19 protein-coding genes and 1 pseudogene are annotated in these 24,857 nt (G+C 57.3%); 19 read left to right on the forward strand and 1 reads right to left on the reverse strand.

Annotated elements, in window-relative coordinates; genetic code table 11:
* The first annotated feature begins 113 nt into the window (after window positions 1–113).
* The 19 genes and pseudogenes from IPP88_00580 (at window position 114) to IPP88_00670 (ending at window position 23,926) form a co-directional block, all read left to right on the forward strand.
* On the forward strand, window positions 114–866 hold the full coding sequence (locus IPP88_00580; protein ID MBL0121270.1) for a hypothetical protein: 753 nt from the start codon (window positions 114–116) through the stop codon (window positions 864–866).
* A 10-nt stretch (window positions 867–876) separates the two neighbouring features.
* Window positions 877–1,284, forward strand: a complete 408-nt coding sequence (locus IPP88_00585; GenBank protein MBL0121271.1) for a polymer-forming cytoskeletal protein — start codon at window positions 877–879, stop codon at window positions 1,282–1,284.
* Between the two features lie 74 nt (window positions 1,285–1,358).
* The gene (gene erpA, locus IPP88_00590) at window positions 1,359–1,709 is read left to right on the forward strand and encodes an iron-sulfur cluster insertion protein ErpA (protein MBL0121272.1); all 351 of its coding nucleotides are present in this window, start codon (window positions 1,359–1,361) and stop codon (window positions 1,707–1,709) included.
* Between the two features lie 431 nt (window positions 1,710–2,140).
* The gene (locus IPP88_00595; protein MBL0121273.1) at window positions 2,141–2,875 is read left to right on the forward strand and encodes a TetR family transcriptional regulator; all 735 of its coding nucleotides are present in this window, start codon (window positions 2,141–2,143) and stop codon (window positions 2,873–2,875) included.
* Window positions 2,876–2,915: 40 nt separating this feature from the next.
* A pseudogene (locus IPP88_00600) lies at window positions 2,916–5,374 on the forward strand (acyl-CoA dehydrogenase).
* Window positions 5,371–6,663, forward strand: a complete 1,293-nt coding sequence (locus IPP88_00605) for an acetyl-CoA C-acetyltransferase (protein MBL0121274.1) — start codon at window positions 5,371–5,373, stop codon at window positions 6,661–6,663. The pseudogene IPP88_00600 and the gene IPP88_00605 overlap by 4 nt, the downstream one beginning before the upstream one ends.
* A gap of 36 nt (window positions 6,664–6,699) precedes the next feature.
* Window positions 6,700–7,515, forward strand: coding sequence for an HAD family hydrolase (locus IPP88_00610; protein MBL0121275.1), 816 nt, complete (start codon window positions 6,700–6,702; stop codon window positions 7,513–7,515).
* Window positions 7,487–9,502 carry an enoyl-CoA hydratase/isomerase family protein gene (locus tag IPP88_00615; GenBank protein MBL0121276.1) on the forward strand — a complete coding sequence of 672 codons (2,016 nt, stop codon included), beginning with the start codon at window positions 7,487–7,489 and terminating at the stop codon, window positions 9,500–9,502. The genes IPP88_00610 and IPP88_00615 overlap by 29 nt, the downstream gene beginning before the upstream one ends.
* Before the next feature lie 15 nt (window positions 9,503–9,517).
* Window positions 9,518–9,985, forward strand: a complete 468-nt coding sequence (locus IPP88_00620; GenBank protein MBL0121277.1) for a DUF4442 domain-containing protein — start codon at window positions 9,518–9,520, stop codon at window positions 9,983–9,985.
* 226 nt (window positions 9,986–10,211) lie between these two features.
* The gene (locus tag IPP88_00625; GenBank protein MBL0121278.1) at window positions 10,212–11,714 is read left to right on the forward strand and encodes an AMP-binding protein; all 1,503 of its coding nucleotides are present in this window, start codon (window positions 10,212–10,214) and stop codon (window positions 11,712–11,714) included.
* A complete protein-coding gene (locus IPP88_00630) occupies window positions 11,642–12,010 on the forward strand; it encodes a hypothetical protein (GenBank protein ID MBL0121279.1) in 369 nt (122 codons plus the stop codon). The genes IPP88_00625 and IPP88_00630 overlap by 73 nt, the downstream gene beginning before the upstream one ends.
* The gene (locus tag IPP88_00635) at window positions 11,899–12,426 is read left to right on the forward strand and encodes an acyl-CoA thioesterase (protein MBL0121280.1); all 528 of its coding nucleotides are present in this window, start codon (window positions 11,899–11,901) and stop codon (window positions 12,424–12,426) included. Before IPP88_00630 ends, IPP88_00635 begins: the two co-directional genes overlap by 112 nt.
* Before the next feature lie 174 nt (window positions 12,427–12,600).
* The gene (locus tag IPP88_00640; GenBank protein MBL0121281.1) at window positions 12,601–14,925 is read left to right on the forward strand and encodes a 3-hydroxyacyl-CoA dehydrogenase/enoyl-CoA hydratase family protein; all 2,325 of its coding nucleotides are present in this window, start codon (window positions 12,601–12,603) and stop codon (window positions 14,923–14,925) included.
* A 23-nt stretch (window positions 14,926–14,948) separates the two neighbouring features.
* Entirely contained in the window at window positions 14,949–16,148 is a 1,200-nt protein-coding gene (locus tag IPP88_00645) for an acetyl-CoA C-acyltransferase (GenBank protein MBL0121282.1), read from the forward strand.
* A gap of 189 nt (window positions 16,149–16,337) precedes the next feature.
* Window positions 16,338–18,266 (forward strand): DUF1302 domain-containing protein, encoded by a 1,929-nt coding sequence (locus IPP88_00650; GenBank protein MBL0121283.1) that lies wholly within the window; start codon window positions 16,338–16,340, stop codon window positions 18,264–18,266.
* 141 nt (window positions 18,267–18,407) lie between these two features.
* Window positions 18,408–19,781 (forward strand): DUF1329 domain-containing protein, encoded by a 1,374-nt coding sequence (locus IPP88_00655; protein MBL0121284.1) that lies wholly within the window; start codon window positions 18,408–18,410, stop codon window positions 19,779–19,781.
* Between the two features lie 175 nt (window positions 19,782–19,956).
* Entirely contained in the window at window positions 19,957–21,054 is a 1,098-nt protein-coding gene (locus IPP88_00660; protein MBL0121285.1) for a hypothetical protein, read from the forward strand.
* A gap of 84 nt (window positions 21,055–21,138) precedes the next feature.
* A complete protein-coding gene (locus tag IPP88_00665) occupies window positions 21,139–23,475 on the forward strand; it encodes an MMPL family transporter (protein ID MBL0121286.1) in 2,337 nt (778 codons plus the stop codon).
* Between the two features lie 58 nt (window positions 23,476–23,533).
* Window positions 23,534–23,926: a DUF423 domain-containing protein gene (locus IPP88_00670; protein ID MBL0121287.1), complete on the forward strand. Its 393-nt coding sequence runs from the start codon at window positions 23,534–23,536 to the stop codon at window positions 23,924–23,926.
* 83 nt (window positions 23,927–24,009) lie between these two features.
* Here the strand turns inward: IPP88_00670 and IPP88_00675 are convergent, their stop codons facing one another.
* Window positions 24,010–24,822, reverse strand: a complete 813-nt coding sequence (locus IPP88_00675) for an MOSC domain-containing protein (protein ID MBL0121288.1) — start codon at window positions 24,820–24,822, stop codon at window positions 24,010–24,012.
* Window positions 24,823–24,857 lie beyond the last annotated feature (35 nt).

The following is a 24,857-nucleotide window of genomic DNA, read 5'->3' on the forward strand; positions in this document are numbered from 1 at the left end:
CGGTCACAGTTGCCAAATGGAAAAAGCCGCACTTTGCGGCTTTTTCCTCTTTTGGTACCGTCACCAAACATGGAATACCTTCAAAAGGTTCCCACCATCCGATGCTGAGCGAGATGAAACTTCGCGGTCTGTGGCGAAAAATCCGGTCGAAGATCGGTATTCGCTCGGAAAAAGTCGCGATCAGGACGCACATGCCCTGGTACCTGAAGTTCGGTGGATACGGGCTGATGATGGGTGTCGCCGCCGCGGTTGCATGGTATCTGGTCGACAACAGCTACAAGATTACCGGTTTCAATCGTGAAGAGGCAAAAGCTGAAATTGCCAAACTGACTGCAGACAATGAGCGGCTAATGCGCGAATTCGCGCTCACGAAAACCCTACTGAATGAACGGGAAAGCCAGTTGAGCGTCGAAAAGGCGTCGCAGGCGGAATTCACCCGAAATCTTGCGCAGTTGCAGGAGGAAAATGCCGGCCTGAAGGAGGATCTTGGGTTCCTGAGAAACATTATGTCCACAGGAAGCGTTCCAGAAGGCATGACTATCGCCAACCTGAAAGTGGAAGCCGATGCGCTTCCGAACGAGTACCGCTATCGGTTGCTGATTACCCAAGGCGGCCAGCGCAAGCAGGATTTCAAGGGCAAGACTCAGGTTATCGTGAAGGTTCAGGCTGGCACACAGCAGAATACCTTGAGTTTTCCAACCGACGCGGATTTGCGATTGCCCGGTGGAACACTTGAGTTTCGCTATTACCAAAAAGTTGACGGGCGGTTTAAAATCCCGGAAGGTTCTCAACTGAAAAGTGTGCAGGTACGCGTGCTCGGGCTGCCGGGGTATGATGTACGCAGCCAACGCAGCGTCAATTTCTAGGAGTTCTCACATGTTTGGCAATAAATCCAACAAGCCCAGTCCCATCGATAGCCTGATCGGCTCGGGCTCTACAATCACCGGGGATGTACATTTCACCGGTGGGCTGCGGGTAGATGGCTGCGTCAAGGGCAATATTAAAGCCGTTGGCGAAAAGCCGGGTACACTGGTGCTTTCCGAAATGGCGAAGGTCGAAGGTGAAATTGATGTCGGCCACGTGGTCATCAACGGCACGGTCGCAGGGCCGGTTCGCGCCAAGGAATACCTCGAACTCCTGCCCAAGGCGCGCGTGACAGGCGATGTGTGTTACAAAACTATTGAAATCCATGTCGGCGCCATTGTCATGGGTCGCATGATGCATGAGGGTAGTATCAAGCAGGTTGACAAAGTAATTGAATTCAAGCCAGCGGTGACCAATTAGGTGTCTGGTGGGTTGTTATTTTGTCAAGCACCCCGATTTTCAACGTACTTTATTCAGTATTCCGGAGATAGACCATGAATGACATGTCCATGATGCCCTCGCCGCTGTTGTTTACCGACAATGCCGCAGACAAAGTGAAAGCATTAATCATCGAGGAGGGTAACGACGACCTGAAGCTGCGGGTATTTGTCACCGGCGGCGGTTGCTCTGGTCTCCAGTACGGCTTCACGTTTGATGAAATCGCCAACGATGATGACACCGTAATGGAAAAAAATGGCGTCAAGTTGCTGATCGACCCGATGAGTTATCAGTATCTGGTCGGCGCCGAAATCGATTACACCGAAGGCTTGGAAGGCGCGCAATTTGTTATCAAGAATCCAAGTGCGTCGAGCACTTGCGGTTGCGGCTCGTCTTTTTCAGTCTGACCGCGCAGGCTTCTCGGCGACAAAAGGGCTGTTTTCACTACCCTTCTTCGCTATAATCACTTGTTTCGCAAATCATTTCGCAGGGGTAAATCATGGCTGGAGAAAAAAAACGCACCCGTCGCAACACGCTTGAGCGTCGTTGCCTGGGCAAGGAATACAAGCGTCTTTTCATGGGCTCAAGCAAGTCCATTTTCAAGATGATGGAAAAGATCAAGAAAATCTGATTCCGATCCGAGCAAGAAAAGCCGCTGGAGAAATCCAGCGGCTTTTTTGTTTTTGTGGCACTGGAAAGTGCTTCGTCGATCACAGCTATGTTGCGATGCACCATCGAAAGTGATTGACACCTCTATGGCCCAGTAATACGCTCAATTCAAACAAGCGTTTGAATTTTTGCGGATTTCCCCGCAACTACCTGATATTAAATAATATATATGGCCTCTGGCACGATGCAGAAATTGTCCCGTTCGTCGGAAAATGCCGGCGACAGACCGACAGAAACCGTCGATACGAAGTCGCGGATTCTCGACACGGCTGAAGAGCTATTCATGGAACACGGCTTTGAAGCCACATCGCTTCGCCTCATAACGACGGCGGCGGGAGTTAATCTGGCTGCAGTCAATTACCATTTTGGTTCAAAGGAAGAACTGTTTCAGGCTGTGCTCACACGGCGACTGGATCCGATGAATCAGGATCGCATGCGTTTGTTATCAGCGTATGAAACGGCGGCAGGCAACAAGCCGCTCACGTGCGAAAAAATAATTTCGGCCATGTTCATTCCTGCGCTAAAACTGGCGCGCGACCATCAGACTGGCGGCAAGAACTTCCTTCGGTTGCTGGGGCGCGCGTATGCAGATCCGGCGCCGTTCATTCGGGAATTCCTGTCCTCGCAGTACGCGGAAATGATCGCACGCTTTCGTGCTGCCTTCGCGCATGCGCTGCCGCACATTCCCCGGGAGGAGTTGTCGTGGCGGCTGCATTTTGTCATGGGCGCACTTTCCTACACGTTGGCGGGCACGGACGCGCTAAAGATGATTGCGCAGTTCCAGCCAGGCGAAACCGGGAACGATGAAAAGGTCTTGAGGCGTCTGGCGCCGTTCCTTGCGGCCGGTTTACGCACGCCAGTGGACACGGCATCGGATGCGCACCAATGGTTTTTGGAAGCCTGATTTTGGATTCAACAGTAGTCATAGAAAAGGAGACGTCATCATGTTGACGATTTTACTCATCGTTGCACTCACCATCGGTCTGGTTTGGACGTTGGCGTATCACGTCGCCAGCGCGGCGGTTTGGGCGCTCGTCGCGGGTTTGGGCCTCATCGGCCTGACGGCGACCGGCATACTGACAGGGGCCGCTGCGGGACTCGTCTGGCTGGTCTTTATCGCGCTCGCCGTACTGGCAAGCATCAAATCGGTCAGGCAGGGTCTGCTGAGTGGGCCGATCTTCAGAATCTACAAGAAATTGCTGCCACAGATGTCGCAGACCGAACAGGAGGCGCTGGAGGCAGGTACCGTCTGGTGGGACGGGGATTTGTTCAGCGGCAAGCCCGACTGGAACAAGTTGCTCGATTATCCGGCACCCAGATTGACCGCGGAAGAGCAGGCATTCATCGACGGCCCAACCGAGGAACTATGCGGAATGGTCAACGAGTGGCAAATCATCCAGGAGCTTTACGACTTACCCCGAATGTCTGGCAGTTCATCAAGGACAAGGGCTTCCTGGGCATGATTATCCCGAAAGAATACGGTGGACTGGGATTCTCCGCCTACGCGCACTCGCAGGTGGTGATGAAAATCTCCACGCGAAGCGGAACAGCCGCGATCTCTGTGATGGTGCCAAACTCGCTCGGACCGGGCGAGCTGTTGCTGCACTATGGCACGCCGGACCAGAAGAACTACTATCTGCCGCGCCTGGCCAAGGGCCTGGAGATTCCCTGCTTCGCGCTGACCGCACCCGATGCCGGTTCAGACGCCGCATCAATGCCGGACGCGGGCATCGTCTGCAAGCAACTTTGGGAAGGCAAGGAGACGCTGGGCGTGCGCGTAACGTGGGACAAGCGTTACATCACGCTCGGACCTGTCGCCACGATCCTCGGGTTGGCATTCAAGTGCTTTGATCCGGACAAGTTAATCGGCGACAAAGCAGATCTCGGCATCACATGCGCGCTGATACCAACTTCGCACAAGGGTGTGAATATCGGGCGTCGCCACTTTCCGCTGAATGGCGCGTTCATGAATGGGCCGAATTCGGGCAAGGATGTATTCATTCCGATGAACTGGATCATCGGCGGCCAGCCAATGCTCGGCGAAGGCTGGCGCATGCTGATGGAATGCCTGGCGGCCGGCCGTTCAATCTCGCTGCCGGCACAATCGATCGCCGCCGGAAAACTGGCTTCAATGGCCACCGGTGCGTACTCGCGTGTGCGTCAACAGTTCAAGATGCCGATCGGAAAATTCGAAGGCATCGAAGAGCCGCTGGCACGCATCGGCGGCTACACCTACCTGATGGATGCCTGCCGTACGGTCACCGCCGGCGCGCTGGATATGGGTGAGAAGCCGTCGGTCCTTTCCGCAATTTCCAAGTACCACATGACAGAACGCATGCGTATCGTCATCAACGATGCAATGGATATTCATGGAGGCAAGGGCATTTGCCTGGGGCCAAACAACTACCTCGGTCGCGCCTACCAGCAAACGCCAATCGCCATCACGGTTGAAGGCGCCAACATCCTGACGCGTTCACTCATCATTTTCGGACAGGGAGCGATTCGCTGCCATCCGTGGGTGTTGAAGGAGATGAAAGCAGCGGGCGAGGATTCGCTCGACAAATTCGACGAGGCATTCTGGGGACACATCAAGTTCACTGTGTCCAACGCCGCGCGATCGATGTGGACCGGCATTACCGGCGGGCGCGGCCTGCCGTCTCCAGCATGTGAAGACACCAAGCGTTATTACCAGCAGATGACGCGTTTCTCGACCGCATTTGCCCTGCTGGCTGATGTGAGCATGTTTGTGATTGGCGGATCGCTCAAGCGCAAGGAAAAACTTTCGGCACGCCTGGGTGATGTGCTGTCACTGCTCTATTTATCGTCTTGCGCCCTGAAGTTTTACGATCAACGTGGCCGTCAGCAGGACGAATTGCCGCTGCTGCGCTGGGCGCTCTACGATTGCTCATTCAAGATCCAGGTGGCGATGGACGGCATCATTGCCAACTTCCCGAACCGCGCGATTGCCTTTGTGCTGCGCAGGTTAGTGTTTCCGCGCGGCCTCACGCTGATCCAGCCGAGCGACCAGATGGGACACGAGGTTGCCGACATACTGATTCAGCCATCGGCGGTACGCAGCCGCCTAATCGCCGGAATCTATATGCCCAATGACGAGAACGATATCATCGGCAAGCTGGAAGCCGGCATGCTGGCGGCAATCGCGGCCGAGCCAATCGAGGCCAAAGTGAGGGCCGCCAAGAAAGCCGGACGCCTGACGACCCAGGGCGCGCAAGCGCAGTGGGAAGAAGCCATGAGACTGTCAGTGATCACCGAAACCGAATTGGCGCAGTGGAAGCGTGCACGCGCCTTGCAACACGACATCATCATGGTCGATGATTTCGACAAGAATTTCGGCAAGCACGAGAAAGTTCAAAACTGGCAGGAAGCGCAGGCAGCGGAATGACGGACAACAAGACCCGGCGTGTATTTGTCGTAGATGGCGCACGCACGCCGTTTCTGAAAGCGAGGGGTAAACTTGGCCCCTTTTCGGGCGGCGATCTGGCAGTGGGCTGCGGGCGGCCACTGCTCGCGCGGCAGAAATTCGCACCGACGGAGTTCGATGAAGTCATCATTGGCGCCGCCATGCCGTCGGCGGACGAAGCCAACATCGGACGTGTCGTGGCGTTGCGCTTGGGCTGCGGCGACAAGGTGCCGGCGTGGACCGTGATGCGCAATTGCGCCTCGGGCATGCAGGCGCTCGATTCGGCGTGCATGAATATACTCGCCGGCAAATCGAACCTGGTGCTCGCCGGTGGTACCGACTCAATGAGTCACGCGCCAGTGTTGTTTAGCTCTGCGATGGTGAACTGGCTGGTGGACTGGGGCGGGGCGAAAACGATTGGCCAGCGTGCCGGTGTCATTGCAAAACTTCGCCTGTCCTACCTTGCGCCGGTGATTGCTATTTTGAAGGGGCTTACAGATCCCATCGTCAAATTGTCGATGGGCCAGACTGCCGAAATTGTCGCCAGTCGCTTCGGCATCACCCGCCTGATGATGGATGAATTCGCCGGCGAATCGCATTTGCGCGTGCTGGCTGGCCGGGCAGCGGGACACTTCGGCGAGATCGAGCCGCTGATTGATGCCAGGGGGAACGTGTACAAGGAAGACGACGGCGTGCGCACCGACTCCACTCCGGAAAAACTTGGCACGCTCCGTCCATACTTCGACAAGATCTACGGCAGCGTTACCCCGGGCAATTCCTCGCAGGTGACAGACGGTGCCGCGATGCTGATTCTCGCCTCTGAAGCGGCCGTCCAGAAGTACGACTTGAAGCCGCTCGGCGCAATCGTCGATTCACAGTGGGGCGCGCTTGATCCCGCGGAAATGGGTTTGGGTCCGGTACACGCGATCACGCCGATGCTGTTGCGCAATGGTCTGGGATTGAATGACCTTGACACGCTGGAGATCAATGAAGCCTTTGCCGCGCAGGCGCTGGGGTGCCTCGCTGCGTGGGAGTCGGAAGCCTACTGCAAAGAAAAACTTGGATTGGACGCGGCCATCGGCAAGATGGATCGCGCAAAATTCAATGTCGACGGCGGCGCAATCGCCATCGGCCACCCGATCGGCGCTTCCGGCGCGCGCGTCGTCTTGCATGCGCTGAAAGTGCTCGAACGCACCGGCGGTAAACGTGCGGCGGCGTCGTTATGCATCGGCGGCGGGCAGGGTGGCGCGATGCTGGTCGAGCGGGTCTGACGGCACGAACTCAAACAAGGCGCGCTCCGATCTCACATGCTTCCCACGGCGATTCTATTCGACCTCGACGACACCTTGTTCGACCATCGGCGCGCGTCTGCCCTGGCGCTCGGTACGATGCATGCCACCTTTGCACCCGACCTGCCGTTCGACAAGTTCGCCACCATACACGCGGAAGTGCTCGAAGCGTTCCACGCGCGCTTTCTGGCTGGTGAGTTCACGCTCGATGGCGCTCGCCTGGCGCGCATGCAGACGCTGTTCAGCCGGTTCGATCGTGCGCTGGATACCGCCACCGCCGAGCGCGCGGCGTGCCTGTATCGCGAGCAACACCAGGCCAATCGCCGTCTTGTCGCAGGCGCCAGCGAATTGCTGGACGCGCTGCACGGCCACTGCCGCCTCGGCATCGTCACCAACAACAGCACGGCCGAGCAAATCGAAAAACTCAGGGCGCTCGATATCGCGCACTATTTCGACGTGGTGGTCATTTCCGAAGATGTCGGCGTCACCAAACCCGATCCGCGAATATTTTCCATCGCCCTCGAACGCATCGGCGCGCGCGCGCGGGATGCGGTCTTCATTGGCGACAATTGGACTAACGATATCGCCGGTGCACTCGATGCCGGCATGGCGGCCATTTGGCTTGACCGTGACGATGAAACCCCAGCACTGGAGCGCCACACCGGGCATAAATTGCCGGAAAGCCGCGCCAATGCTGGTGTTTGTCATAATCGCCTTGCAACCATTAGGTCATTGGCGCCAGCGGCACAGGTCCTCGCCACGATTAAAACAACATTTACCTATCGCACTCCCGGAGCAAAACAGAATGAGCAACTGGAACCACTGGCGACTTGACGTCGACGCATCGCAACTCGCGTGGCTGACATTCGACCGCGAGAATTCATCAACCAATACTTTTTCCAGCGAAGCATTGCGGGAACTCGGCAGGATTTGCGGGGAACTCAACGCCAAGCCGCCGAAAGGACTGGTCATTCTGTCCGCGAAGGACAATGGCTTTGCCGCCGGCGCCGACATTGATGAATTCACCATGCTGAAAAGTGCGGAGGAAGCTTACGCATTCACCAAGCTCGGCAACGATGTTTTTGATCGGGTTGCAGCATTGCCATTTCCGACGCTCGCGCTGATCCATGGCTTCTGCATGGGTGGCGGCACCGAACTGGCGCTTGCCTGCAATTACCGCGTTGCCGACGATTGCCCGAAAATGAAAATGGCCTTGCCTGAAGTGATGATCGGTATCGTCCCCGGCTGGGGCGGCGCCAGGCGCATGCCGAAGTTGATTGGCGCGGCCCAGGCACTGGACCTGATGCTTACTGGCCGCGTAATCGATGGCCGCCGCGCGAAGGCGATGGGCCTGGTCGATGTATTGACACCCAAGCGGCACTTCATCAACGCGGCGAAGATGTTGCTCGCCAAGCCGCCGGCGCTGCATCAACCCGCGTTCAAGGATGCGATCACCAACTGGCCGATCGTGCGTGGCTTTGTTGCGCGCGCGTCCTTGAAGCAGGTTGCAAAAAAAGCGCGCAAGGACCACTATCCCGCGCCCTATGCGATCGTCGATTTGTGGCTGAACCATGAGGGTGACCCGCGCAGGGTTCCGCAGGATCATCCGTATTCGATCTCGGGTATTTTCAAGCATCCAACGACGGCGAATCTGGTGCGTATCTTCAAATTGCAGGACCGCATGAAGGGTCTCGGCGCGGGAGATGCGGAAATCAGGCATGTGCATGTGGTCGGTGCCGGCGTGATGGGTGGCGACATTGCCGCGTGGTGCGCGCTCAAGGGTTTTAGCGTGACGCTGCAGGATCTCGATCACGCCCGCATTGCGCCCGCGATCAAACGCGCGGCAGAGATGTACAAGAAGCGCCTGAAGCAGCCGCATCTTATTCAGGCTGCAATGGATCGCCTGATCCCCGATGTGACGGGAGACGGCGCCAATCGTTACGATCTCGTCATCGAAGCGATTGTCGAGAATGCGGAGATCAAGAAGAAACTCTATGCGCAGATCGAACCGAAACTGAAGCCAACCGCGATTCTGGCCAGCAACACGTCGTCGATTCCGTTGCAGGAATTGGCAGTCGGTCTGGTCAAGCCGGAACGTCTGGTCGGCATTCATTTCTTCAACCCCGTCGCGCAAATGATGCTGGCGGAAATCGTCCAAGGCCCGCAGACCGCGCCGGAGGTGATGACGCGCGCGCAGGCATTCGTGAAAAAAATCGACAAGCTGCCGCTACCGGTGAAATCGGCGCCCGGATTCCTGGTCAATCGCATTCTCACGCCCTACATGACCGAGGCACAGGTGATGCTGGAAGAGGGGATTCCGGCGGAAACGATCGACGCAGCCGCGCGCGATTTTGGCATGCCGATGGGGCCGATCGAACTGGCCGACACGGTCGGTCTCGATGTGGGCCTCGCCGTGGGCAAGGAACTCGCCAAACCGGGTGGACCGGAGCCTAAAAAAATCCAGGAACTGGTCGCTGCCAAGAAACTCGGCAAGAAAACCGGTGAGGGATTCTACAAATGGATCAATGGCCGTCCGCAGAAGGCGAACGGTTCCGGCGCAGTTGATTTGGCGCCACTGTGGATGCGCATGACGCTGCCGGCGGTGAATGAGGCGGTTGCGTGCGTCCGCGAGGGCATTGTCGCCGACGCAGACTTGTGCGATGCCGGCGTCATTTTTGGCACCGGTTTTGCCCCGCATCGCGGCGGGCCGATCAACTATTTGCGCGCAGCCGGAACAGAAAAGCTGCTGGCAGAAATGAAAACGCTCGAACAAAAGCATGGCGTTCGCTTCGCGGCAGACGCCGGCTGGCATTCGATCTGACTCGGGTAATTACCGATGAGCCAAGCGCTGTCAATGTGGAACAAGCTGCGGGACAAGCCGCTGGGAAAATGGCTGTTCGCCCAAGTGATTTGCTGGAAAGCGCCGTATTTCGCGACGATCGCGCCACGGTTCGAGGAATTGAAACCAGGTTACTCCAGGGTCAGCATGAAAAAACGCAGGGCCGTGCAAAATCATATCGGCACCGTGCACGCAATTGCGGCATGCAATCTCGCCGAGCTCGCGGCAGGAACAATGATGGAAGCAAGCCTTCCTGCTTCGATGCGCTGGCTGCCGAAAGGCATGAATGTACAGTACCTGAAAAAATCCGAAACCGGCCTGACCGCCGAATGCACCGCAAGTGATGTGGGTGAAGGACCTGCCCGCGATGTGATGGTCAGTGTGAATTTGGCGGATGCCGGCGGCAACATTGTTGCGCACGCTGATATCACCATGTACGTCTGCCCACGCAAACAAGCCGCATGAGGGCGGGATTTTCTCGCCTCTACACAATCTGCCCATAAACGTGCTCCTGACTCTGCCGCGTATAATCGTTGAAGATTTACCTGCCGATGGCGCCGGTGTCATCGGAGAATGGCTGCCTGCGCCGGTATCTGATTTCGGCCGCACCAAAAGAGCCCGGATCACCACGAGGAGACATCGTTTGGCGGACTCCACAATCCTGCATAACCGCCGCGGCACTCGCTACCTGATGTTCGATGATGCGGCGACCCTTGCTGACGTGTTTGCGTTGCGCGGGAGGACGTCTCCGAACGCGCCGGCCTATCGCGAATTCGACAGCGCGACCAAGGAATGGAGTGGCATTGACTGGCGCGAGGCCGCTTCACGTGTCGCACGCATGCGCGAAGGCCTTCGCCGCGAGGGACTGCAGCCCGGCGAGCGCATGGCGGTAATGTTGAAGAACAGCATCAACTGGATCGTCGCCGACCAAGGTGCGTTCGCGCAGGGCTTGGTTACGGTGCCGCTGTTTGTTGACGACCGCCCGGACAATATCGCCTTCATTCTCAACGACGCCGGCGTCAAGCTCATTGTGATCGACGGCGAGGAACACTGGAAGCGCTTGAAAACGGTGCGTGATCAATTGGGCTCGCTAAAGCGCATTCTGACGGTGAAGCCCGTTGGAGATCCTGATGAGCCACGAATGAAATTGCTGGCGGACTGGTTGCCCTCCGTGCCGGGCTCGTTTGACCGCCCGCCCGTCAAGGCGACCGATCTGGCGACGATCGTCTATACCAGCGGCACCACCGGCAAGCCCAAAGGCGTGATGCTTTCGCACCGCAACATCCTGTCGAATGTGCAGTCTGGCCTCGCGGTCTATGACGTCTATCCCGAAGATGTTTTTCTTTCATTCCTGCCGCTGTCGCATATGTTCGAGCGCATGGCGGATTGCTACCTGAATGTGGTGTCTGGCGCATCGGTCGTTTTCTCGCGCTCCATCCCGCAGCTTGCCGAGGATTTTCGCATCGTACAGCCGACGATCATCTTTTCGGTGCCGCGTATTTATGAGCGATTTCTCGCGGCCATCACCGCGCAGCTGAAAAAATCTTCGGCGACCAAGCGAAAACTGTTTGAATTCGCAGTGGCCGTGGGTTGGAGCCGCTTTGAATATCAACATGGGCGCGGCCCATGGAAACTGTCGTTTCTGCTCTGGCCGGCCCTGAAAAAACTGGTGGCGGAACAACTTCTGTCACGCCTCGGCGGTAAGCTGCGATTCGCGGTGGCGGGCGGCGCTGCGCTATCGACCGCAGTGTCGAAAGTTTTCGTTGGGCTGGGCCTGCCGATTTGTCAGGGTTACGGGCTTACGGAGGCTTCACCGCTGCTCGCCGTCAACCTGCTCGACAAAAATGAGCCCAGCTCCGTGGGCCCCGCAGTCCCGGGTGTGGAGACGCGCATTGGCGAGAACAGCGTGCTGTTCGCGCGCGGACCCAACATCATGATGGGCTACTGGAACAATCCCGAGGCGACCCGCGCCGTGCTGTCGGAAGACGGCTGGCTTAATACCGGCGATCAAGTGCGCATCGATGAACATGGCTTTATTCATATCACTGGCCGCATCAAGGAAATCATCGTGCTGGGCAACGGCGAAAAGTGCCACCAGTGGATATGGAGCTCGCGATTCAAATGGATCCTCTGTTTGAACAGGTCATGGTGTATGGCGAAGGCAAGCCTTATTTATCCGCGTTTGTGGTGCTGAATGACGAAGAATGGGTGCGTACCGCATCGGAGGCCAAGCTTAATCCGTCTTTCGAAGGCGACGGGAGGGATAAGGAAAAGGAAAGGGAAAGAGCCGAAAAATTCCTGGTTCAGCGCATTGGCAAGCAGGTTAAGGAATTCCCCGGCTACGCGCAGGTCCGCAAGGTGTCGGTGGCGCGCGAGAAATGGACCATCGACAACGGCCTGATCACGCCGACGCTGAAATTGAAACGCCTCGCCATTGTGCAGAAATACGCGGCGGCCATCGAAGAAATGTACAAAGGGCATGTGTTGTGAACGAAGAATCCAACGAACCATTCTGTGAACTGGTCGCGCTGCCAAATGACCGCCAGCCCGTGATCCGCATCATTCCGATGCCGGCCGATACCAATGCGCATGGCACCATTTTTGGCGGATGGGTCATGGCGCAAGTCGACTTGGCCGGCAGCGTCCCGGCGACGGTGCGTGCGCGCGGCAAGGTCGTGACCGTGTCGGTGAATTCGTTTCAGTTCAAGCAGCCCGTGCTGGTCGGCGATCTGGTGAGTTTTTATGCGGACGTGGTCAAGATTGGGCGCACATCGCTGACCGTGGATGTCGAGGTTTACGCGCAGCGCCAGCGGTTTGGTGCCGAGGTTGTGAAGGTCACCGAAGCGCAATTGACGTATGTGGCAATCGATGACGCGCGTAAGCCGCGACCGGTGCCGCTCGATTGAGGTGATATCCAAGCAAAAAACAGGAAAACCCAAGCATTGGCGAGCGTTTCCGGGCAAAAATGCCGAAAATACCGCGCCAAATATAGAGTTTCAGTATTTAGTTCAACGCAAAACCAGGAGCATAAAGTGAGTACTTTCCATATCAGAAAAGTCGCCGTCCTCGGCGCAGGCGTCATGGGCGCGCAGATCGCCGCGCACCTGACCAATGCCAACGTCAAATCAATCCTGTTCGATCTCGCGGCCAAGGAAGGCCCGAAGAACGGCATCGTGCTGAAAGCCATCGACGGCATGATGAAGCTGCAACCGGATCCCTTCGCGGTCAAATCGCGCGCCTCACAGATCACGCCGGCGAACTATGATGAAAACCTCGAATGGCTGCGTGAATGCGACTTGGTGATCGAGGCGATTTCAGAGCGCATGGACTGGAAAAAATCGCTCTACGAAAAAGTCGCGCCATTCATGCGCGCCGATGCGATCTTTGCGTCCAACACATCGGGCCTGTCGATCACGGAGTTGTCAAAAGTATTTCCCGAGGCGCTGCGCCACCGCTTTTGCGGCGTGCACTTTTTCAATCCGCCGCGCTACATGAAACTGGTGGAATTGATCTCGACGCCGGATACCGAACCCGCGATCCTCGATCAGCTCGAAACCTTCTTGACGACCACGGTCGGCAAGGGCGTCATCCGCGCCAACGACACGCCCAACTTTGTTGCCAACCGCATCGGCGTGTTCTCGATTGCGGCGACCATGCATCACACCATGGCGTTCAAGCTGGGCTTTGATGAAGTGGATGCATTGACAGGGCCCGCGATTGGTCGCGCCAAGAGTGCCACCTATCGCACCGGCGACGTAGTCGGTCTCGACACGTTGGCACATACCTTCAAGACCATGGACGACAACCTGCCGAAAGATCCTTGGCACCAGTACTACGCGGTGCCCGGTTTCCTGAAAGCGCTGATCGACAAAGGCGCGCTGGGGCAGAAGACAAAGGCGGGATTTTTCACCAAACGCGGCAAGGACATCCTGGTGATCGATCTTGCCAAACAGGATTACCGGCCATCCGATGCAAAGGTTGCCGACGAAGTTGCCGCAATCCTTAAAATCCGCAATCCGGCCGAGCAGTTCGCCGCGCTACGGGCGAGCGCCCATCCGCAGGCGCAATTCCTGTGGGCGATTTTCCGCGATGTGTTCCACTACATCGCCGTGCATCTTGGTGATGTTGCGAATTCGGCACGCGATATTGATTTTGCGATTCGCTGGGGATTCGGCTGGAAAATGGGGCCGTTCGAAACCTGGCAGGCCGCCGGTTGGGAGCAGGTCGCGAAATGGATTGCTGAAGATATCGCCGCAGGTAAGTCCATGTCGAGCGCGCCGCTGCCCGCGTGGGTCACGGATGGCCGAAAGGGCGTTCATTCGGCCGAAGGCTCGTTCTCCGCCAAGACCGGCAAGATGGTGCCGCGTTCGACCTTGCCGGTATACCGGCGCCAACTGTTCCCGGAATTGTTGCTCGGTGAAAAAGCTGACAAGGGCACGACCATCTTCGAAACGGATGCTGTGCGCATGTGGACCACGAAAGGTCAGGAAGATGTGGCCATCGTTTCCTTCAAAACCAAGATGCATGCCATCGGCAGCGATGTGCTGGAAGGATTGAACAAAGCCATCGACGAGGCTGAAGCCAACTACAAGGCGCTGGTGATCTGGCAGACCGAGCCGCCGTATGCAGCCGGGGCCAATCTGGTGAAGGCGCTGGAAGGATTGAAAGCGGGCAGGTTCGATGAATTCGAAGCGATGGTGGCGCTGTTCCAGGCGACCTCGCAGCGCATCAAGTACAGCATGATCCCGGTGGTCTCGGCCGTGGACGGCATGGCGCTGGGTGGCGGTTGTGAATTCCAGATGCACTCGGATCGCGTGGTGGCCGCACTGGAAAGCTATATCGGTTTGGTGGAAGTCGGCGTGGGCTTGTTGCCGGCCGGTGGCGGCCTGAAAGAGATGGCGCTGCGCGCGGCCCTTTCGGCCAACGGCGGCGACTTGATGCCTTACATCCAGAAATCCTTCAAGCACGCGGCCATGGGTGAAGTTTCCAAGAGCGCGCTGGAAGCCAAGGAGATGGGCCACATGCGCTGGCGCGATACCATCATTTTCAACAAGGACGAACTGCTGTACGTGGCGCTGGAAACGGCGCGCGCCATGGCGAATTCAAGCTATCGGCCGCCGCTGGCCCCGAGCGCTTTTCCGGTCGCCGGCAACACCGGCATCGCCACATTGAAGATGATGCTGATCAATATGAAGGAGGGCGGCTTCATTTCCGAGCACGATTTCGAAATCAGCTCGCGCATCGCGGCATGCTTGTGCGGCGGCGAAGTCGAGCCGGGATCGATGGTCAACGAGGATTGGATGCTGGCGCTCGAACGCAAACATTTCTGCGAACTGGCGAAGATGGAAAAGACGCAGCAACGCATCGAATTCATGCTGAAAAACGGTAAACCCCTGCGCAATTAGGCGCGGAAGATTGGAGAATTGAAATGAGCAAGCAAATTCAGGAAGCCTATATCGTCGCCGCCGTCCGTACGCCTGTTGGCAAAGCGCCGCGCGGCATGTTCAAGAATATCCGTCCCGACGACATGCTCGCGCACGTATTGCGCGGCGCGATCGCGCAGGTGCCGGGGCTCGACCCGCATGACATCGGCGACGTGGTCGTCGGCTGTGCGATGCCGGAAGGCGAGCAGGGCATGAACGTGGCGCGCATCGGCGTGCTGCTGGCCGGGCTGCCGGATTCGGTACCGGCCGTGACCATCAATCGTTTCTGTTCGTCCGGCGTGCAGGCGGTCAGCATGGCCGCCGACCGTATCCGCACCGGTGATGATGATGTCGTCATCGCGGCGGGCACCGAAAGCATGTCGATGGTGCCGATGATGGGCAACAAGATCGCACTCAATCAGGCGGTATTCACCAGCAATGAGCATATTGCGATCGCCTACGGCATGGGTATTACGGCAGAGAAAGTTGCGCAGCAATGGAAAGTGACGCGCGAAGAGCAGGATGCGTTTGCCGTATCTTCGCATCAGAAGGCCAGTGCGGCGATCGCCGCCGGCCATTTTAAAGCCGAGATTCTTCCCTATGAGATCGACGCCGCGCTGCCGGATCTGGCGACGGGCGCGATCAAGCATCGGAAAAAAACGGCGGACACCGACGAGGGACCGCGGACGGATACGACCATGGACACGCTCGCCAAGTTACGCACCGTGTTTGCCGCGCGCGGCAGCGTCACGGCGGGCAATGCCTCGCAGATGTCCGATGGTGCCGGCGCGGTGATCCTCATGAGCGAAAAAGCGTTGAAGAAATACAACATCCAGCCATTGGCGCGCTTCGTGTCGTTCGCCGTTGCCGGTGTGCCACCAGAAATCATGGGCATCGGCCCGATCAAGGCGATTCCAAAGGTGTTAAAGCAGGCTGGTCTGCATCAGGATGATCTCGCCTGGATTGAACTAAACGAGGCGTTCGCCGCGCAGGCGCTGGCGGTTACCAAGGATCTCGGCCTCAATCCCGCAAAGATCAATCCATTGGGCGGTGCGATCGCGCTGGGCCATCCACTGGGCGCGACCGGGGCAATTCGCGCGGCAACGCTCGTTCACGGCCTGCGGCGCACTAAACAAAAGTGGGGCATGGTCACCATGTGCATCGGCACCGGGATGGGGGCGGCCGGACTGTTCGAAGCGATGTGAAACCGGCGCGCCGTGCAACTGACTTGTTGGTCATTATGAGTCTGTTGCAAGCGCGCCACAACTTCCCTTTCCATTCTTATTTTGCTGTAAAGTATCCCGAAATATGTGGAACATGCCGCTAACTTCCATGCGGTCGGACGATTCCGCGACTTATAACGAATTCCGATTCAACCTTGAGGAGAACACCCTATGAGCAGGTCTCATAACAGCGGCTGCGCAAGCGTTCCGGTACTAAAAACAACTGTCCTGGCCGTAGGATTAGCCTTGGCCGGCACTGCGGGTGCGACGCAACTCAATTTTGACAATGGCATTTCTGGCAGCTTTGATACGACCATTTCCGCAGGTGTTTCAGTGCGGGCTGAAAAGCCGGATCCCACTCTGATCGGTATCGCCAATGGCGGGACATCGCGCTCTGTCAATGAAGACGACGGCGATCGCAATTACAAGCGGGGCGATGCGTTTTCTCAATTGCTGAAGGTCACGCACGATCTGGAATTGAAGCAAGATACATGGGGCGTGTTTCTTCGCGGTTTGTATTTTGTGGATTTCAAAAATCGCGGCAACAACAATCTTGGTCCGGTTGGTCGTGATCGCCTCGCCAGCGATGCGCAGATTCTCGATGCCTTTGTTACCAAGAGTTTTGATGTGGGTGGCAAGAGTGTGCGTATTCGCGCTGGCAAGCAGGTGATGTCCTGGGGTGAATCGACGTTTATCGGCAATAGCATCAACGTCATCAATGCAATCGACGTTTCCAAATTGCGCGTACCCGGCGCGGAACTCAAGGAAGGCCTTATCCCTGCGCTCAGCGTGTCGGGAAACTTCGAGCTATCCAAAGCCGCCAGTGTGGAAGCCTTTGCACTGTTTAACCACGACAAGTTCAAGCTGGATCCACGTGGATCGTATTTCAGCAACAACGACTATGCGTTAGACGATGGAAGCCAGGTTTTTCTCACCTTTGGACGGCGTAAGGATTTGACGGGCCGCGTCGCGACGAACCCGATCCCGCCAACTACGGCGGTTGCCGGTCCGATCGCCACAGCTTTGTATGGACCGTTCGATCCTGCTGCCGCCGTCTGGGCGCCACGCGGACCCGATCGCCCCGCGTCAGATCACGGCCAGTATGGACTGGCGTTCCGCTATCTGGCGACCGAACTGAACAACAGCGAATTCGGTTTGTATTTCGTCAACTACCATAGCCGCACTCCGTTCCTGTCCGGCACCAAGCAAGGATCGGCAGGCGTAACCTCGATCCTGACCGGTGGCCCGCTGAACTCTGTGCATAATGGCACTGCAAATTATTTTGCCGAGTTTCCGGAAGATATCCGTTTGTATGGTGTCTCTTTCAACACGCAAGGCCCGATGGGCGTGGCGTTGCAAGGCGAGTTCTCTTACCGCCCCAATCAGCCGTTGGCGTATTCCGGGATTGAATTGATACTGGCCGCGCTGGGCCTGCCGAACTTGATAACCGGCTCGACGCAGATCCCGGGCGCAACGGTTGGTGCGACGGCCGCGGCATTGGTACCCAATGGAACCTACCAGCGCGGCTATGCACGCGTCAAAATGGGCCAGTTCCAGATGACCGGTACAAAGTCATTTCCATCTGTGATTGGTGCCGATCAGGGCGTGTTGTTGGGTGAAATTGGCTACACCCGTTATTCCGGGTTGCCGACCGGCCAGAAATTTAATGCGGCCGGTATCTTCCTTCCGGCAACGGCATTCGGGGCCGCCATAAGCGGTGCGAACGCGGTGCAGACCGATGGTTTCATCACGGAGAATTCCTGGGGGTACCGTTTGGTCGGTCGCCTGGAGTATTCGAATCTTGTTTTCGGTGCAAACGTGGCGCCGCGCGTTGCCTTCAACCACGACGTGAAGGGCGTATCGCAAACCTTTAACGAAGGCACCAAGTCATATTCACTGGGTACCAGTTTCGATTGGCAAAAGAAGCTGACGCTTGACCTCTCATACACCTCGTATTTCGGCGGTCGCATTTATTGCGGCACGGACAGTCCCGCGACGGCGCAGTCATTGTTGGGTGGGCAGGCACAGAACTATTGTTCCAATGCCAACCCTATCCGGGACCGCGATTTCTACTCGGCCGTGGTGTCCTACTCGTTCTAGACAGGAAATCGCCCGTCGGCCACCATGTCGGCGGGTGAACCCATTTCAGCGTTACACCCTCACCGCGACCCTCACTGAGACGAAGGCCGGTTCAGGGAAAGCAAATTGCCGCAGGGATTGACGATAACTTTTGGAGGAAACATGAATGTAAAGCGATTGACGATGATGGCGTCGGCAATGTTGGGCGCAATCACCATATCGACGGGGGCTTTTGCCCAACTTGCGGCAGGTGATCTGGCCAAGCTCGGCACGACGCTCACCCCGATGGGTGCGGAAAAAGCGGCCAACGCGGCGGGTACCATTCCGGCGTGGGATGGTGGCATTACCAAAGTGCCCGCGGGCCTGAATTTCAAGGCGGGTGGCACCTATCCGGACCCGTATGCCAGCGACAAGCCGCTTTTTACCATCACCTCAGCCACGGCTGACAAGTATAAAGACAACCTGTCGCCTGGTCAGTTGGCGATGTTGAAACAGTACCCAACCTACAAGTTGAATGTTTACACGAGCCGCCGTAGCGCCGCCTTCCCCGAGGGGCACTACAAAGAAACGAGAGAGTGTGCCGCCAAGGCCACGCTCGCCGCGGGAGGTAACGGTGTGGTGGGTTGTACCGGCGGTACCCCTTTCCCGATCCCGAAAAATGGCAATGAAGTCATCTGGAATCACGTTCTTCATTACAAGGGCGACACCTTCACGCAGCACTGGGCACAGGCTGCGGTGACGGCATCCGGCGATTTTGCGCTCGTAAAATTCGAATACGAATACGACATGTCCTACGGCAACCTCTCGAAGCCGATTGCGCAACGTGAAAACAACAAAGTCCTGAATTATTTGCAGGTGACCACAGCGCCGGCACGGTTGGCCGGCCAGATATTGCTGGTGCATGAAACCGTCGACCAGGCGAAAGAGCCGCGTTCGGCGTGGACCTATAACCCAGGCCAGCGTCGCGTTCGCCTTGCGCCAAACGTCGCGTACGACAACCCCGGCACTGCCGCCGATGGCCTGCGCACCAATGACGACTTCGGAATGTACAACGGCGCCACCGATCGTTACGAGTGGAAGCTGTTGGGCAAGAAGGACATGTACATTCCGTACAATTCCAACCGCATGTCCGATCCGAAGCTCAAGTATGCCGATCAGCTTCGCCCCGGCCACATGAACCAGGATCTGGCGCGCTATGAATTGCACCGTGTCTGGGTGGTGGATGCCACACTGAAAGCAGGCACCTCGCACATCTATTCCCGCCGCACCTTTTATATCGACGAGGATAGCTGGAACGTGGTGTTGATCGACAAGTACGACGGGCGCGGACAACTGTGGCGCTTCTCCGAGCAGCACAGCGAGAACTGGTACAACGTCCCGATGTTCTTCGGCACGATCGAGGTACACCATGACCTGCAGTCACGCCGCTACATTGCGATGGGTCTCCGCTCGGAAGAGCGGGTGATTTTTGATCCGATCAAACGCAGCCCGGCGGATTACACGCCGCAGAATTTGCGTAATCTTGGAACGCGCTGATCTTCGCGTGAGGTGATGGCCCGGCCAATCATCCGGTAGTTGAATTCGGGGACAATTTTGAATTGTCCCCGAATTGTTTTAGCCGTCCGATTGCGGCTTGTCTGCTGGTCATTTTGCGGCGGCGAAGATCGTGCAACTATCCCCGTCATGTCCACTGATTGAAAGTACCCTACTCATGACAAATCAGTTTGTTCTCGCGGTCATTCTGGCCGTCGGTTCGGTCGCCGGCATGGGCTACCCGTCCGCCGCATCTGCCCAAATCAATCCCGCGGTTATGCCTTCCACCGGACCGCTCACCAAGCAAACCATGTCGCGTTTGCTGTTGACGGATTCGGCGCGCATCGGTAATCGCGTGGTCGCAGTCGGCGATCGCGGCTACATCGTATTTTCCGATAGCAACGGTGAAAAATGGGAACGCGCCGCGACACCGCCCAATGTGCCGCTGCTGAACGCAGTGTATTTTTCGGATGCCAAGACCGGCTGGGCGGTCGGTCATGATGCGGTCATTTTGAAAAGCGCCGACGAGGGCAAGACGTGGACGCAGGCATTTTCGGCGCCGGCGGATCAAAAGCCGCTGATGGATATTCTGTTTATCGATGCCAACGTTGGATTCGTCGTCGGTGCGTACGGCTCGTTCTACGAAACCGGAGACGCCGGCAAAACCTGGACGCCGCGCAAATTACTGGAGCCGCCCAAAGCACCACCGCCTCCACCGCCAACCATGGCCAAGAAGGGTAAGGCTGCCATTGCCGCCGAGCCTGATGATGGCGATAAAGGTGGCGACAAGGGTGGCGAAGAAGACCGCCATTTCAATGCCATCGTCAAACTGGGCGATAACCGTCTGATCATCGCCGGTGAAGCCGGCATGTTGCTCAAATCCGATGACGCCGGCAAGACCTGGACCAAGATTGTCTCGCCATACAAGGGTTCGTTCTTTGGCGCCATCCAGGCGCAAGACGGATCGGTGGTCATTTACGGATTGCGCGGCAAGATATTTCGCAGTGCCGATGCCGCGCTGAAGGACTGGAAGCTCGTTGAGAACAAGTCGGTGGCGTCGATCATGGGGTCAACACGCTTGCCTGACGGGACGGTGGTGTTGTCCGGCCTCGCGGGAATAGTGCTCACCTCGCGTGACAATGGCGCGACATTTACCCCGTTGCCGACGGGATTGACCAAGGGATATGCAGCCCCTTTGCTCGGCGCGCCGAACGCCCTGTTGCTGGTGGGTGAGGCAGGCGTACGCGAGGTCATGCTTTCTCCGGCCGCGAAATAGCCTTGCCATTTTGACGAGCTCCAATTTCCTCACTTTACTATCATCGCGACATTCGCCAAATACCTGAACACTCACGAGCGCACCATGAACCTACAAAACGTCATTGAAAAAGTTTCTGCCCTCGTATTCAACAACCGAAAGGTGTTGTTGATTGTTTTTTCCGTTGCCACGCTGGGCTTCATGCTGTCCGCCAGCCAGTTGCGCGTGGATGCCGGTTTCAACAAGATGGTGCCGCTCACGCACCCCTACATGAAAGTCTACAAAGACTACGAGGGCGTATTTGGCGGCGCCAACCGCATCGCCATCGCGCTGGTGCAAAAAGAAGGCGATATCTACAACAAAGAATTCATGGAAAAGCTGAAGGCGCTCACGAAAGATGTGCAAGGCCTGACGGGAGTCGATCAGCCGTCCGTGAAATCGCTGTTCACCCCGAATACGCGCTTCATCGAAGTGGTGGAGGAAGGGTTTTCCGGCGGGAACGTGGTGCAGGCGACCTTCCAGGGCACCAAGGAGGATCTTGAAATCGTCCGCGGCAACGTGCAGAAATCCAGCGAAGTCGGTCGCACCGTGGCGACGGATTTTTCCGGGGCGTTGGTGGCGGCCGGCCTGCTTGAGTACATTCCGAAAGGCGATGGCAAGCTCGACAAACTAAACTATTTCGAGTTGTCCAAAAAACTTGAGGAGATCCGCGCCAAGTACGAAGGCCCGAAGCACACCATTCACATCATCGGCTTTGCCAAGGCGGTTGGTGATATCGCCGATGGCGCGCGCGGCGTGATCATGTTCTTCGGCGTCGCGTTCCTGATCACCGCGATCCTGATGCTGTGGTTTGTCAAAGACCTGAAGCTGACACTGGTGGCGCTGGTGGTCGCGATGATGCCCGTGCTGTGGTTGCTCGGGACGCTGCCGCTGATCGGCTTCGGCATTGATCCGCTGTCGATTCTGGTGCCGTTCCTGATTTTTTCCATCGGCGTTTCACATGCGGTGCAAATGACCAAGACCTGGGAACGCGAAGTCATCGCCGGGGCCGACAATCTCACGGCGGCGAAGCATGCGTTTGCGGTGATATTTATTCCCGGTACGCTGGCGCTGCTGACCAACGTGCTCGGCTTTGCGGTCATCATGCTGATCCCCATCGATATCGTCCGGGAGCTCGGTATCACCGCCTCGCTTGGCGTGGCGTGGATGATTGTCACCAACAAGATGCTGCTGCCTATCCTGCTCTCCTACCTGAAAATGTCCAAGAAAGCATTGAACCGGGAGGTAAAGCTCGAGAACAGCGGAGACGCAATCTGGAAGGTCGCTTCGCAATGTGTGCAAAGGAAGCGCGCGGTGGTGATCGTCGCCATTTCCGCAGTGGTGCTGGCGGCAGGCTTGTACAAGGCACACGACTTGAAAGTTGGCGATTACGGGCAGGGTGTGCCCGAACTGCGCGATACTTCGCGCTACAACCAGGACAACGCGATGATCGTGAAAAAATTCGCGATCGGTGTAAACACGCTGGGTGTGGTCGCGCAGACCAAAAACGTGCAGGGCGCATGCACCAACTACGACGTCATGACGACGATCGAACGCTTCGACTGGTACATGCAAAATGTGGAAGGTACGCAGTCAGTCATTTCATTGCCCGGTGCCGCGCGCATCATGAATGCCGGTTACAACGAAGGCAATTTGCGCTGGCGCCAGTTGCCGCGCGATCCACAGGTGATGGCGCAAAGTGTCACCCCGATCAATACCGATACCGGTTTGCTGAATCCCGATTGTTCGGCGATGCAGGTGCTGATCAATACCACCGACCAGCAGGGTGAAACCATCAAGCGTCTGGTGGCCGAGGTGAAAAACTTCGCCAAGGAAGGTAACAGCGACAAACTCGAATTCAAGCTCGCCACCGGAAACGTCGGCGTGATGGCGGCGACCAATGAAGCGGTCGACAAAGCCCGCTACGAGATGCACGCGGCGATTTTCGGCGCGCTCTTCCTGATGTGCATGGTGACATTTCGGAGCCTGCGCGCCACATTGTGCATTCTGATTCCGCTGGCAATTGTCTCGGTGCTGTGCGAGGCGCTGATGCCGATGCTGGGCATCGGCCTCAAGGTTTCCACCTTGCCGGTGATCGCGCTGGGCGTTGGCGTTGGCGTCGACTATGGAGTATATCTATACGACCGTCTCGAGATTCATCTTGAGGAGGGCCACGACCTGGCGCACGCATTCTTCGAAGCGTTACATGAGCGTGGTGCCGCGATGATTTTCACGGCTGTGACGATGACGCTGGGTGTCGGCACCTGGGCCATGTCGGCGCTGAAATTCCAGGCCGACATGGGCATTCTGCTGGCGTTCATGTTTTTCCTGAATATGCTGGGCGCGATATTCCTGTTGCCATCGATGGCGGCATTTCTGCTCAAGCCGCACAAAAAGATCTGAACACCGCCGTCAAACAAAAAGCGCCCGGCAACGGGCGCTTTGTCATTGGAGATTTGATATGAACGCGCAATCGCAACCGATCATCATTGCCGGCGCGGTGCTGGCATTTCTCGGCGTGGCGATTGGCGCTTTCGGCGCGCATGCACTCAAGGCGCGGCTGGCTGCGGACATGTTGGCGGTGTATCAAACCGGCGTGCAATATCATCTCGTGCATGCGTTGGGCATCGTCCTTATCGGCATTCTTGTGCAGATGTTGCCCGCTTCAAAATGGCTGCCGATCGCCGGCTGGGTGATGGTGGCCGGCGTCATTATTTTCAGCGGTAGTCTCTACGCGTTGAGCGTGACCGGTGTGCGTATATTGGGCGCGATCACGCCGTTAGGTGGCATTGCGCTCCTCGCGGCATGGGTGCTGGTCGGAATTGGTGTGGCGAAAGCGGGCCAGCTTGCTTGATAAACTCAAGCACTGGCGCGGTGTCCAGGCATAAAACGGCTAAAATGCCGCGCCAATGCTTGAGTTTTGATCGGAATTGCAGGCTACATCGCGAACGAAACCGCATCGCCAACGCGCACGGTTCCCAATGTCACCGGTACCAGGTTCATGCCGAACATCACACCTGCCGGTGACTGGCGATACGTCGCGAGCGTACGCAGCGGTTCTGGCCCACGCAATTCGCCTGTTGCCTGATCGGTGGTCGTCACCTGGCAACGAATACAGGGCTTTACGGCGCGGAACACGGCATCGCCGACACGTATTTCGCCGAGTCGATCCTCTGCGTACGGACCGCCGCCCGTGATGACCAGGTTGGGCCTGAAGCGGCTCATCGGGATTGGCGTGCCGCCAGTTGCAGCGATGCGCGCATTCAAATCCGCCAGCGATTCCTCGGAAGCCATCAACAGCGGAAAGCCGTCGGCGAAGCTGACGATCTCGCCGCCTTTCGCGTATTCCGGATTGGCTTGCCGTTCACTCGAATCAGGCATGTATACCAACCGTGCATCGAAGCCGAGATACTGGGACAGCCACGCATCGGCTTCCGCCGAGACGGAATGTGCGGCCACCTGGCTTGACCAGACTTGTACCGCGCGCGTTGGACGCTTCTGTGGTTCGGCTGCGACAGAAATGCTCTCCATGTCCGGCGCGGAAAAAATCACCTCATCGTTGTCAAGCTCCATCCAAACGGTCGCCATCTTCGGCACATCGCGCTGGGTGATGAACCCGTTGTCGGCATCGACCACCATGAAGCGCCGGTCGTTTTTCAGCCCGCGTGGTGTCACCCCACTCGCTTTCAGCGAAATGCCGCCAAGCGCCTTGACGGGATAGATGTGAATTGCGGTGAGCGTCGTATTCATGATATTGGTCAATATTCGTGATAACGTATTATTGC

It is taken from the genome of Betaproteobacteria bacterium (assembly GCA_016720925.1).
Taxonomy (GTDB): Bacteria; Pseudomonadota; Gammaproteobacteria; order Burkholderiales; family Usitatibacteraceae; genus UKL13-2.